10 protein-coding genes and 1 tRNA gene are annotated in these 12,648 nt (G+C 63.9%); 5 read left to right on the top strand and 6 right to left on the bottom strand.

The features are described 5' to 3' along the window. Positions 1-47: 47 nt before the first annotated feature. Entirely contained in the window at positions 48-410 is a 363-nt protein-coding gene (locus D7X12_RS45465; RefSeq protein ID WP_158620010.1) for a transposase, read from the bottom strand. 697 nt (positions 411-1,107) lie between these two features. Between D7X12_RS45465 and D7X12_RS09010 the strand changes: the two genes are divergently transcribed. Genes D7X12_RS09010 through D7X12_RS09000 form a run of 3 tightly spaced genes read left to right on the top strand, consistent with a single transcriptional unit; the run spans position 1,108 to position 7,114 of the window. After that, positions 1,108-2,733 (top strand): type I restriction-modification system subunit M, encoded by a 1,626-nt coding sequence (locus D7X12_RS09010; protein ID WP_120624855.1) that lies wholly within the window; start codon positions 1,108-1,110, stop codon positions 2,731-2,733. Continuing rightward, positions 2,723-4,066, top strand: a complete 1,344-nt coding sequence (locus D7X12_RS09005) for a restriction endonuclease subunit S (protein ID WP_120624854.1) — start codon at positions 2,723-2,725, stop codon at positions 4,064-4,066. The genes D7X12_RS09010 and D7X12_RS09005 overlap by 11 nt, the downstream gene beginning before the upstream one ends. 36 nt (positions 4,067-4,102) lie before the next feature. Next, a complete protein-coding gene (locus D7X12_RS09000) occupies positions 4,103-7,114 on the top strand; it encodes a type I restriction endonuclease subunit R (RefSeq protein ID WP_158620009.1) in 3,012 nt (1,003 codons plus the stop codon). 236 nt (positions 7,115-7,350) lie between these two features. Here the strand turns inward: D7X12_RS09000 and D7X12_RS44960 are convergent, their stop codons facing one another. The 5 genes from D7X12_RS44960 to D7X12_RS08980 form a co-directional block, all read right to left on the bottom strand. Then, entirely contained in the window at positions 7,351-7,482 is a 132-nt protein-coding gene (locus D7X12_RS44960; RefSeq protein ID WP_279637161.1) for a hypothetical protein, read from the bottom strand. 105 nt (positions 7,483-7,587) lie between these two features. Continuing rightward, positions 7,588-7,686 (bottom strand) — tRNA-Sec (locus D7X12_RS08995). 58 nt (positions 7,687-7,744) lie between these two features. Beyond that, a complete protein-coding gene (locus D7X12_RS08990; RefSeq protein ID WP_120624852.1) occupies positions 7,745-8,713 on the bottom strand; it encodes an SAM-dependent methyltransferase in 969 nt (322 codons plus the stop codon). Between the two features lie 174 nt (positions 8,714-8,887). Further along, positions 8,888-9,205, bottom strand: a complete 318-nt coding sequence (locus tag D7X12_RS08985; protein ID WP_120624870.1) for a hypothetical protein — start codon at positions 9,203-9,205, stop codon at positions 8,888-8,890. 29 nt (positions 9,206-9,234) lie between these two features. Continuing rightward, on the bottom strand, positions 9,235-10,308 hold the full coding sequence (locus D7X12_RS08980; protein WP_120624851.1) for a metallopeptidase family protein: 1,074 nt from the start codon (positions 10,306-10,308) through the stop codon (positions 9,235-9,237). An 89-nt stretch (positions 10,309-10,397) separates the two neighbouring features. Here D7X12_RS08980 and D7X12_RS08975 point away from each other — a divergent pair, with 89 nt between their 5' ends. Continuing rightward, positions 10,398-10,754, top strand: coding sequence for a response regulator (locus tag D7X12_RS08975; protein WP_120624869.1), 357 nt, complete (start codon positions 10,398-10,400; stop codon positions 10,752-10,754). Positions 10,755-10,933: 179 nt separating this feature from the next. Then, positions 10,934-12,580, top strand: a complete 1,647-nt coding sequence (gene groL / locus D7X12_RS08970; protein ID WP_120624850.1) for a chaperonin GroEL — start codon at positions 10,934-10,936, stop codon at positions 12,578-12,580. Positions 12,581-12,648: the final 68 nt, after the last annotated feature.

Here is a 12,648-nt window from a genome sequence, read left to right as displayed (position 1 = left end):
CATGGACCGCATCCGGGTCGGCCAAACGGATCGCGACTCCTGATCGCTCAGGACTGGCCGCTTGCGGCCGGTTGCCCTTCGCCCGCGCGCGGAGGGAGGGTCAAGGGCGCAGAACCGTTCAGGTTTCGGCGTAGCCGACCCTTGACGCTCCCGAGCACGCGGGCTGGTCGGACTGTTCGAGGCAGCGATCCGAGGAGGTGACCCACGAGCGATCCGACAGGGCGGCCCATGACAGCTCCGGCCAGGAACTTCTCCCGCCACTCACTCAGCACCGCTGCGGTGACGCCCAGCTCCCGCGAGAGCGCGTCGAGCTCCTCTCCCTTGAGCAGACGCAGCACGGCCTCCTTCTTCCGCTTCGCCGAGAACCGACCGCGCTCCGCGGTCCTGCCCTGCTTCTGTTGCTTCTTCACATCCACCTCACGCGGGGGAGGCTATCCCCCAGAGAGATGTCTCAGGAATCCCTGGGGCGGAGGAGACCTCCCTCACGCTGCGGCTCCCTCGTCAACGTGGTGGGCTGCGCGATGTGGATCGACTGGGGCTGTACCCAGTGCCTGCGCTGGCGTGGGCGCAACCGGCGGCGCATCGCGGTAGCCCCTCTATCAGCCTGGACGATAATGAGGGACGGAGCTTCGAAGGGCGCGAAATTTACGCCGTAAAGGGCGCGAAATCTACGCCGTAAAAAGCCCGCGCGTAACAGCTCCAGCGACGTGAGCCGCAGGAGGAGGAGCACTACTGTGTGTCCGACCTCGCCTTCTCCCGGAGGCTGACCAGGGAGGTACCGTCCGCCGGCTAGCGCGCATGGCCTGGATGCCTCTGCTGGTCTGCCACCGCATAGGCCCGCCTGGCAGGTTGTTCTTCGGATGGGGAACTGGCGAGATACTACCGAAAAGAGTCTCTAAACCCCGATTATACCCAGCAAGCGAAGCTGGGTGGTACGAAGCTGCGCGGCGCGTCAACCCTGAACCTCCACACTTGGCTCTCTGCGAAGGGCACGCAGCTCCATCGCGGTGGTCGCCCGAGGCAGTTCACGCGCAGAGAGAGATACTTGAGGCCGAGCGGGTGGAAGCGCAAGCCAGCAGTACGAGCCGGACGAACTGGAGCACATCAATGGCTAGACCCAAGAAGGTAACCACGGCCGCAACTGGTGAACCGAGTAGTGGCGGTGCGAGCGGGTCCATTGCGGACCTGACGAAAGAGCTATGGCAAGCCGCCGTTACACTTCGCGGTTCTATTGAGCCGGCAGACTACAAACGGTACGTCCTACCGATCATCTTCCTACGCTTCCTGTCGTTGCGATACGAACGTCGCAGGTCCGAGCTTGAGGGGCTGATCGCCGACAAGAAGAGCGAGTACCACGGCGACAAGAAAGCCCTCGATGACCCCGACGAGTATCGCAGCGCTGGAGCGTTCATCGTCCCACAGGAAGCTCGGTGGGAGAACATCCGCAAGGCCGCCCAGGCGGATGACATCAAGGTGAAACTCGACAAGGTTTTGGAGATGCTGGAGAGGAAGTACCCGGATAAACTCCGCGGGCTTCTCCCGACCATCTACGCCGGCTCGAATATGAGCGCCGACAACCTTCGAGGACTCGTCAACCTTTTCTCGAAGGACGTATTCACGCTCGATCACGGCGGCGAGGATCTCATCGGTCGCGTTTACGAGTACTTCATCGGTGAGTTCGCCTCCTCCGAGGGGAAGCGCGGCGGCGAGTACTTTACTCCCGCAAGTATCGTTAAGACGCTCGTCGCGATGCTTGAACCGACGAAGGGCCTCGTCCTCGATCCCTGCTGCGGTTCAGGCGGCATGTTCGTGCAGAGTGACCTCTTCACGAAACACAACAACCAACTCTCGTTCTTCGGGCAGGAGAGTAAGGACTTCACCTATCGCCTGTGCCGGATGAATCTCTTCATCCATGGCCTCGACGGGAACATCCAACTCGGCAATTCCTACACGGACGACAAACACGCGACGCTGAAGGCCGACTACATACTCGCGAACCCGCCGTTCAACGATGGGGCGAAGGGAGAGAACGGCTGGGGCGCGAATAAGATCGCAGACAAGGATTCCCGCCTTGTACTCGGCAACGAGCGGATGCCGCTCTCGCCGAGGAATGCGAACACAATGTGGATTCTCCACTTCCTCTCGCACCTGAAGGAGGGCGGCACAGCCGGCTTCGTAATGGCAACCGGGGAGCTGTCGAATAGTGAGACAGCCCGCCTGGAAGTTCGTAAGGCATTGGTTGAGCAGGACTACGTCGACTGTATCGTCCAGCTCACGGGTCAACTCTTCGCGAACACCCAGATTCCGTGCGCGCTCTGGTTCTTGTCGAGAGGTCGGAAGGGTGGGAACGGTTTCCGCAAGCGCACTGGCGAGGTGCTATTCATTGATGGGCGGAAGCTGGGCACCTTGATTCCTGGATCGAGAAAGCAGAAACAGCTGTCCTCGGAGGAGGTCGAGCGCATCGCGTCGACGTATCGACAGTTCCGACGGAAATCGAATCCCAACGAGATTCCCGGGTTCTGCAAGGTCGCATCGCTCGACGAGATCTGCTCGTATCGCTATGCGCTCGCCCCTGGGCGCTACGTGGGAAGCGCAGCCCTTGATGAGGAAGACGAGACGTTTGAGGATCGTTACCCCCGTCTCATCGATAGCTTGAAGTCCGAGTTCGCCGAGGCCGCTCGTCTAAGCGAGGCGATCAGCAAGCAGTTGGCGGGGGTCTCGAATGGCACTTGATGCTTGGACGGAGGTCCGCCTCGGCGACCTAGTCGAGATCAAGCATGGTTGGCCGTTCAAGAGTGAGCTCTTTTCCGCAGAGCTTTCGGGTCGCCCCATTGTCGTGGCGATCGGCAACTTTCGGTACACCGGTGGTTTTCGGTTCGACTCCACCGAGATAAAGGAGTACCGAGGCGAGTACCCGCGAGAGTTTGAACTTAAACCGGGAGACATCCTCGCCGTCATGACGTGCCAGACGCCAGGTGGCGAGATTCTGGGCGTACCTGCACGCATCCCGAACGACGGGCGGCGGTACTTGCACAACCAGCGAATGGGAAAGGTAGTCATAAAGGACACTAAAACGGTCGATGACCGGTTCCTGTACTATCTTTTCCTCTGGCGCGAACTGAATCAGGAGTTGGTCGCATCTTCCACAGGGACCAAGATCGTCCACACCGCGCCCTCGCGCATCGAAGCGTTCCGCTTTTCGCTGCCGCCCAAGCGCATCCAGCAAGCCATCGGAGCACTACTCGGCGCTCTCGACGACAAGCGCGAACTGAACCACCGGATGAACCGCACGATCGAGGAGCTGGCCTCAGCTCTCTTTAAATCGTGGTTCGTGGACTTCAACCCTGTGCAGGCGAAGCGCGACGGGCGCAAGCCGGTGGGGGTGCCTGAGTGGGCGCTGTCGCTCTTCCCCGAGCACTTTGAGGAGTCGGATCTGGGGCCGCTCCCGAAGGGGTGGAGCACCTCGACTATTGGGGATGAAGTCCGAGTAGTCGGAGGCTCGACGCCGAGAACAGAAGAGCCGCGGTACTGGAACGGTGACATTTGCTGGGTGACGCCGCGGGACCTGTCGCGCCTTTCAGATCCGGTCGTGCTGGGCTCCGAGCGGTACATCACGCAGGAGGGGCTGGCGCAGATCGGCTCGGGTCTCCTCCCACGTGGCACGGTGTTGCTCTCGTCGCGTGCACCGATCGGCTATCTCGCAATCACGGAGGTCCCCGTGGCTGTCAATCAAGGGTTTATCGCGATGGATTGCTGCGGTCGGCTCCCAAACCACTGGGTGCTCAAATGGACCGAACAGAACATGGACGAGATCCTGTCGCGCGCAGGGGGCACCACATTCGCCGAAATCAGCAAGGCGAACTTCCGGCCGATTCCCGTGGTGGTGCCATCGTCGAAGGTCCTTCAGGCTTTTGAGGTCCTGGCGACCCCGTTGCACGGGCATCTCGCCGCAAACGTGAGGGAGAACGCAACTCTTGAGAAGCTTCGTGACACGCTTCTCCCCGCCCTCCTCGTGGGTGAGGTCACGATCAAGCAGGCTGAGAAGGCAGTCGCGGAGGTAGCATAGATGGGAAGCCATCGCGGAACGGAATCCGATTTCGAGTTGACGACGATCGAGCGCCTGGATACGCACGGCTACACTTGGTGCCATGGCTCAGAGGTCGAGCGCGAGGACGACGACGAGGTCGTGCTCCGTTCGCGCCTGCGAGACTCCCTAGCTCAGCGCTACTCAGACCTTCCAGCGGGGCCGCTTGCCGAGGCCGTTGCAAAGTTGAGTCGCCCCGAGGGAGTCGATCCGCTCCGCAGGAACCTCGCCTTCCACCAACTCCTCACTCGCGGATTCGAGGTCCGCGTCGAGCATGCCGATGGGCGTGTTGAGCACCGGCACATCCACGCAATTGACTGGGAGACCCCCGAGGCGAACGAGTTCCTCGTAGTGAATCAGCTTGGCATCCGAGGGAAGAACGACCGACGGCCCGACGTGCTCGTGTACGTCAACGGCCTGCCGCTCGTGCTTTTCGAGTTAAAGAACCCCTACTCGGACGTGCCCACTGTCGACGACGCCCTGAACCAAATCCAGCACTACATCCACGACATTCCTCAACTCTTTGAGTTCAACGCGTTCACCATCGTGAGCGATGGTGTCCACACACTGCACGGCGTGTGGACGTCGAACGAAGAGTGGTACGCGCCGTGGAAATCCATCGATGGGCGGAAGGTCGAGCCAGGCACCACAGGCTCCATGAAGGTGCTCATCGAGGGGCTCTTCCCGAAGGATCGCTTGCTTTCGTATGTGCGTGACTTCATCGCCTTCGAAGAGGCGAACGAGAAATTGACAAAGAAGGCTGCCAAGTACCACCAGTTCTTCGCCGTGCGCTTCGCCGCTGAGAAGACGAAGCAAGCCGTCCTTGCTGGCAAGGACAAGCGCATCGGCGTCATCTGGCACACGACAGGCTCGGGCAAATCGCTTTCGATGGCCTTCCTCGTGGGCATTCTCCGGCGGATGCGAGAGCTGGAAAACCCGTCGTTCGTGATCCAAGTCGACCGAAACGACCTCGACGATCAGCTCCACGATCAGTTCGTGGCAGTACGTTCTCTCGTGGGAGCGGTGCAACACGCAGAAAGCGTATCCGAGTTACGTTCGCTGCTCCGGACCGAGGGCGGTGAGGTCATCTTCACGACGATCGAGAAGTTCCGACTGCGTGATGGTGAAACCTCGCACGAGGTCTTGTCGCCCCGTCCGAATATCATCGTGATTGCCGACGAGGCGCATCGTTCCCAGTACGGTTTCCTCCAGGGCTACGCCCGCTACTTGAGCGAGGCGCTTCCCAACGCGCACAGGCTCGGTTTCACGGGGACGCCGGTGAGCTTCAGCGGCGCCGACACCGAAGACGTCTTCGGGACGCTCATCCACACCTACGACATCAAGCAGTCGCAGGAGGACAAGGCAACTGTCCCCATCTACTACTCGCCCCGGATGGTGAAGCTGCACCTCGGGCACAACGATGTCGACAGTGCGCTGAAGGAGATTACCGAGAACGCCGAGGAGTTCGACCAAGCCGAGTTGGAGCGGCGGAAGAGTCGGTGGGCCGCGCTTGCTGCCGCTGCCGGTGCAGAGGAGCGCGTGAAGAAGCTGGCGGCCGACCTGCTCGCCCACTTCCTAGATCGAACAGCCACGCTCAAGGGCAAAGCGATGATCGTCGCGATGACCCGAGCCAACTGCGTGCGTCTCTACGACGCGCTCCGAGCGCTGCCCAACAGCCCTGAAATCAAGGTCGTGATGACTGGCGACCTTGGGAAGGACCCGAAGGAGTGGAGCGAGGCGGGGCACCTCACGACTAAGACGCAGCGCGACGCCATTAAGAAGCGGATGATTGACCCCGACGATCCGCTGAAGATGGTCATCGTCTGCGACATGTGGCTCACCGGGACGGACATTCCGTGCCTTCACACGCTCTACATCGACAAGCCGATGCGCGGGCACAACATGATCCAGGCCATCTCGCGTGTGAACCGGGTCTTCCGGGACAAGCCGCACGGCCTCATCGTCGACTACATCGGGATCGGGGACGAGCTGCGCGAGGCGACGAACCGCTACTCGAAAGGCGGCGGCCAAGGGGAGCCCGCTCCCGACATTGAGGAGAAGGCCCGCCCACTGTTCCTCCAGTGTTTGGGCGATATCCGGAAGCTCCTGCCTGAGGCTCAGGCGGCCCAGGCGCCGAAGTGGCGTGGCCTCTCCCGTATCGACGTGGAAGACCTCTACGCTTTTGCCTACGGCTTCCTTGCCGAGGATGAGGAGCGCAAGGACGACTACCTCCAGACCGAGCTGCGGCTCACGTCGGCGTTCCTCCTCGTGAAGCACCTCGACGATTGTCGTGTGCACGCGGACGAGGTCATCTTCTACCAGCGAGTCCGGAAGCAGCTCTCGAAGGCGACACCGGGACGCAAGCCGAAGAGGGACTTGGAGGTCGCCGTTAGAGACCTCGTCGACGACTCGGTCGAGTCCGAGGGTGTGGTCGATATCTTCAAGTCCGTGGGCATCGAGAAGGCCGACATCTCGATTCTCGATGACAAGTTCCTCCAAACCTTCAAGGACCGGAAGCACGAGAACCTCCGGCTGAAGCTGCTCGAACAGCTCCTTCTCGACGAGATCCACCGGCGGCAGAAGCAGAACCTTGCGAAGGCGAAGTCCTTCCGCGAACTCCTGGAGAAGACACTCCAGCGCTACCACAGCCGAATCATCGACGCCGCAACGGTTGTGCAAGAGATGATCAAACTGCGGAAGGAGCTAGGCGCTAGCGAAGCCCGCGCGAAGCTGCTCGGTCTCGCTGAGGACGAGTTGGCCTTCTACGATGCTTTATCCGAGAACGCTGAAAGCCTCTACCAACAGCCTTTTCTGAGCGATCTCGTCCACGAGGTGGTTCAGACCATCAAGAGGAACCTAAAGGTCGATTGGACCGAGCCCCACCGGGACGACGTGCGGGCGGCAATCCGGGCAGCCGTGAAGCGCGTCCTCCGGCGCAAGGGTGTAAAGCCCGAGGACTTCGAGCCATTCATGGAGAAGTTCATGGCGCAGGCCGAGGCGCTGTACGCGGAGTGGCCGCTCGCCGCGTAAGGTGTCTGACCGTTTCGAATACAGCTTTACTCCGTAGCGGGGCTGGAGAGGGGAGGCGTGCGCGCCGCCTCGTGGGCGGGACTGGTCTTCTCCGGCCATTCCTGAAGGACCAGTCCCTCACCGTCATCAAGTTCATCTTCCGCTGCGTTGTGGAGCGCATGGAGTGCGGCCGGATTCACATCGCCTTCTAAGGCCCGGTACACGAGCCGCAGCCGTTCCCCCGCCAGAGTGAGGATTCACACCACGGCTCCTGGTGCCGCCTGGGCGTACTCGTTGTTGGGCATTCCGCCGTCGCGGAGGAGCATGGCCAGAAACTGAGCGTGCTGGATTGCGGAAAACTCGTAGGACAGGCGGACTTTCTTGGTCATGCCTCCCTGGTACAGAGGGCGGCCAAGCACCGGCAAATCGGTACCAACTCCGTACCAAGATTCGTACCTTATCCGTGGCAGCCAGGGCGGTTGCAGCCGAACAAGTGGCGGTAGGGCACGGGAATCGAACTCGCCAGGGACTGCTCTCGCAGCCCCTCACCGGTTTTGAAGACCGGGCCGGCCACCAGGTCCGGAGGCCCTACCGCAGCCGATTACTGCCGGCCGACCCGGGCCCCGTCAACCCAGGAGCGACAGTCCACGCTCACCGCTTCTCCGCGGACACCACGGCGTACTCGTCGCAGTTGAACAGCGAGTGCCACTGGGTCTGGTCCACGCGCATCCGCATCGCGCGGTGCACGTCCGCGCGCACCTGGTGCAGGGACGTGGACCCGGGCTCCTTCTCCAGCGCCGTCATCCCTCGCAGCGCCACCAGCGCCGTGTTCACCGCCGGGTACACGTCCTCCGCGATGGACTCCAGCCGCGCGTTCTGGAACCCCGCCTCCCGCAGCTCCGACAGGTAGCGCCCGGTCGTCCAGACATTCACCTCCGGAAAGGCAATCATCCCCCGCCAGTACCGGTACCGCAGTCGGTCCCTCAGCCCCGCGCCCGACTCGCGGTCCGTCTTCTGGCACATGTCCGCCATCACCAGGCGCCCCCCTGGCTTCAGCACCCGGAACGCCTCGCGCAGGAAGTCCCGCCGCGTCCGGAAGTGCATCGCGGACTCCAGGGCGAACACGACGTCGAACTCCCCATCGGAACAGGGCAGCGCCGTCGCGGAGCCCTGCTCCAGTCGGACCACCCCTTCCAGGCCCGTCAGACGCACCCGCTCCCGGCCCACCCGCACCTGGTTCGGCGTGATGTTCACCCCGACGATGCGCGCGGGCTTGTACGTCTCCGCCCACAGCAGGTCCTGATCCGCGTACCCGAAGCCGCAGTCCAACACCGAGTCCCCCGGCCCCAGGCGCGCCGTCTTCGCCAGCAGGTGCGCCATCTGGGCCTGGGCCTCCCGGAACAGCTCCCCCACGCGCTCGACGTTGGTGTCGTCCACCCGCTCCACGTCGCGCCAGTAGCCCAGGTTGATCCAGTAGGGCTCCCGGCCCGTGGTGACGCGGATGTCCTGCGGCGACGGCATCCCGGCCACCCAGGCCCCGGTCTGCTTCGTATAGAAGCGCTCCGGATCCGCCAGCACCGCGCTCTTCAGCTGCGTGGCGACCTTCCTCACATTCAACATCACGGGCCTCCCCGGTGGCTCGACTGCGATTCGCGGGAAGATAGCCCTGGATGCCAGTGATTCCAGTGCTGCCGTGTCTGTCAGGGCCCAATGACGAACGGAAAGGACAGACACCAGGAAGCCAGATGCCTGCCTTCCGCCGTGCACCGAACCTTCCGTCCTGTTCACCAGGGCTCAGCCCCCGCTGGTCTGCTGGCAGATGCCCGGGCAGTCCGCACCCGTGCCCGGGGTGCACGTGTCGGCCGGATCATCCACGCACGTCGTCCCGGACACGCTCGACACGCAGCCCCCGAAGAGCCCACCGCAACACCCGATGTACCCTTCCGGCACGTCACACGGCGTCGGGTAGCTCTGGCACGTCCCCGTCGCCGAGCGCGCGAACACCACCACCTGCGGACACGACACCGGGGTGTCGATGTCATCCGTCCCGGAACACGCCCCGAGCCCCAGCACCGCCACCACGCTCAGCCCCAGCTTCATCCATGCTTGCATGGCGGGCATCAGGGCAGGGGAGTGCGGTGCTAGTCCAGTCCCCGCTCCCACAGGTCGTCTTCATCCAGACCCATCAGGTGCCCCACCTCGTGCATCACCGTGATGCCAATCTGTTCGATGAGCTCCTCGCGGGTGCGCGCGAAGCGCTCCAGGTTGCGCTGGTACAGGACGATGGACGCCGGGAAGTGGTCCGCCGCGTTCGTCACGCTGCGCTCGCCCACCGGCGTGCCCCGGAACACGCCCAGGATGCACGGCGACAGGGGCGGCTGCTGCCCCAGCAGGTCCTCGTCCGACGGCAGGTCCTCCACCGCCAGCGTGACGTTGTCCATGTACTGCTTCACCTGGGAGGGCAGGGCGCGCATCGCGTCCTCCACCGCGCGATCAAAGGCCTCCTCCTCCAGCGCCACCGGCGGCGGAAGCTCCTCGGGCGCCAGCGCCTGCGCCCGCCCGAAGCGCCGCTTCGCCTCGCGCGCATCCCCCCGCCGCTCCGCGATGAGCCCCAGGTAGTGGTGCGCCCACGCCTCGTCCGGCGCGTCCTTCAGCACCCGCTCGAAGGCCTCCTGGGCGAGCGGGAAGCGGCACAGCTCGAACAGCGCGATGCCCCGCTCCAGCTGCGCGTCCGGCGAGCGCGGCATGTGCTCCAGCGCCGCGTCCAGGCTCTTGAGCGCGTCCTCGCACTCGCCCAACTGGTTGAGGCCCAGGCCCTCCAGGAGGAGGAACTCGTAGGCGAGCTCCACGTCGTCGGCCTTCTGCGCCAGCTTCCGGCCCCGGGCACACCACTCCAGGCCTTCCTCCACCGCCTCGCGGTCCTCGCCGGTGCGGCACACCAGGAATTCGGACGCGCCGAAGAGGATCTCCAGGTCCTCGGGCGCGACCTTGAGGGCGGCCCCGTAGGCCCGGCCCGCGTCCTCCAGCCGACCCACCTCCACCAGCGCCGCGGCGCGGTAGTGCAGGGCCTCCGGGGAGCCCGGGACGTCCTGGAGGAGCGCCTCGGCCCCGGCGAGCGCCGCCTCGAAGTCGGTGGCCTCGAAGGCGTCCGCCACCCGGTCCAGTCGCGCGTCCACGCCCTGCGCCTCCCCTTGCTTCGCCGTGCGCTTCATCATTGCGGCGGGCAGCTAAGAAGCCGTGCTTCGCGTTGTCAACGACCGGCGTCGCTGTTAGCTTCCAGCGCCCCCGTTTTGCCCAAGTGCCCGTGAACATCCTGGTCGTAGACGACGATTACGAGCTGTGCACCATGCTCTCTCGCTATCTGGAGATGCATGGCTACACCGTGTTCTCGGCGTCGGATGCCCTGCAGGCGCTGGACATCATGGAGCGTCACCCCGTGGGGCTGGTCATCACCGACTACCTGATGCCCCACCTGGACGGCATCCACTTCACGGAGATGCTGAAGGCGGACCCGCGCTTCCAGAACATCTCCGTCCTGATGATGACGGCCAGCAACGACGACACCATCAACGACCGGGGCCTGCGCAAGGGCGTGGCCATCACCCTGCAGAAGCCCCTGGACATGGGGCAATTGCTCAACCTCGTGCGCTTCGCCGAGTAGAGCGCCCGGCAGGTCGCCACGCCCCCCACCCGGGCGGGCCGGAAGGCGTCCGCGGGACCACACGTTTGCCCCTTTCCGTTGACATCGTCGATGCGACCCTTATGTTGGCGCTCGACATGGCCGAGTGCTAACGGCCATCCCCATTCATAGAAATTCCCCAAGTATTATCGGAGGTTGCGATGGCAGCGAAGGAAATCTTCTTCCACCAGAACGCGCGTGATTCCATCCTGCGCGGCGTCCGTATTCTCGCGGATGCGGTCGCGGTGACGCTCGGTCCCAAGGGCCGCAACGTCGTCATCGAGAAGAGCTTCGGCTCCCCCACCATCACCAAGGACGGCGTCACCGTCGCCAAGGAGATCGATCTCGAGAACCGCTTCGAGAACATGGGCGCCCAGATGGTGAAGGAGGTCGCGTCCAAGACCTCCGACAAGGCGGGTGACGGCACCACGACGGCGACGGTGCTGGCGCGGGCCATCTACGAGGAGGGCCTGAAGCTGGTGGCCGCCGGCCACAGCCCCATGGACTTGAAGCGCGGCATCGACAAGGCCGTGGAGGTGGTCGTCGCCGAGCTGAAGAAGATGTCCAAGACGACCACGGACAAGCAGGCCATCGCGCAGGTGGGCACCATCTCCGCCAACGGGGATGAGACCATCGGGCAGACCATCGCGGACGCGATGGAGAAGGTCGGCAAGGAGGGCGTCATCACCGTCGAAGAGGCCAAGGGCCTGGAGACGACGCTCGACGTGGTGGAGGGCATGCAGTTCGACCGCGGGTACGTGTCTCCGTACTTCGTGACGAACCGCGACCGCATGGAGGTCGTCATGGACGACCCCTACATCCTCATCAGCGAGAAGAAGGTCTCGTCGATGCAGGACATGATCCCCGTGCTGGAGCAGGTCGCGCGCTCGGGCAAGCCGCTGCTCATCATTGCGGACGACATCGAGGGCGAGGCGCTGGCCACGCTCGTGGTGAACAAGATCCGCGGCGTGCTGAACGTGGCCGCGGTGAAGGCGCCGGGCTTCGGTGACCGCCGCAAGGAGATGCTCAAGGACATCGCCACGCTGACGGGCGGCATGGTGGTGAGCGAGGAGCTGGGTCACAAGTACGAGAACCTGACCCTCAACGACCTGGGCCGCGCCAAGCGCATCACGGTGGACAAGGACAACACCACCATCGTGGATGGCAGCGGGCAGAAGGCGGACATCGAGGGCCGCATCAAGCTCATCCGCACCCAGATCGAGACGGTCACCAGCGACTACGACCGCGAGAAGCTCCAGGAGCGCATGGCGAAGCTCGTGGGCGGCGTGGCGGTCATCAACGTCGGCGCGGCGACCGAAGTGGAGATGAAGGAGAAGAAGGCCCGCGTGGAGGACGCCCTGCACGCGACCCGCGCGGCCGTCGAAGAGGGCATCGTCCCTGGCGGCGGCGTGGCGTACATCCGCAGCCTCAAGGCGCTGGAAGGCCTGAAGCTGGGCGGCGAGCTGGACTTCGGCGTGGAGATCATCCGCAAGGCCCTCACGGAGCCCCTGCGCAAGATCGCCAGCAACGCCGGCGTCGAGGGCGCGGTCGTCATCAACAAGGTCAAGGAAGGCACCGGCGCGTTCGGCTTCAACGCCCGCACGGAGAAGTACGAGGACCTGGAGAAGGCGGGCGTCATCGACCCGACCAAGGTCGAGCGCACCGCGCTGCAGAACGCCGCCTCCGTGGCGTCCCTGCTGCTCACCACCGAGGCGATGATCGCCGAGCGCCCGAAGAAGAAGTCCAAGGGCGGCAACGGCGGTGGTGGCAGCACGCCGGACTACGGCGGCGACGACATGGACTACTGAGCCAGCACGGCTCCGTAGCGGTTGAAGGGAGGCGGGCCTTCGAGGCCCGTCACCCCGTCACCCGAAGA

The sequence above is a fragment of the Corallococcus sicarius genome, assembly GCF_003611735.1.
Lineage (GTDB): Bacteria > Myxococcota > Myxococcia > Myxococcales > Myxococcaceae > Corallococcus > Corallococcus sicarius.
Note: the sequence above shows the minus strand (reverse complement) of the source record. Positions and strands in the feature narration are given on the sequence as shown.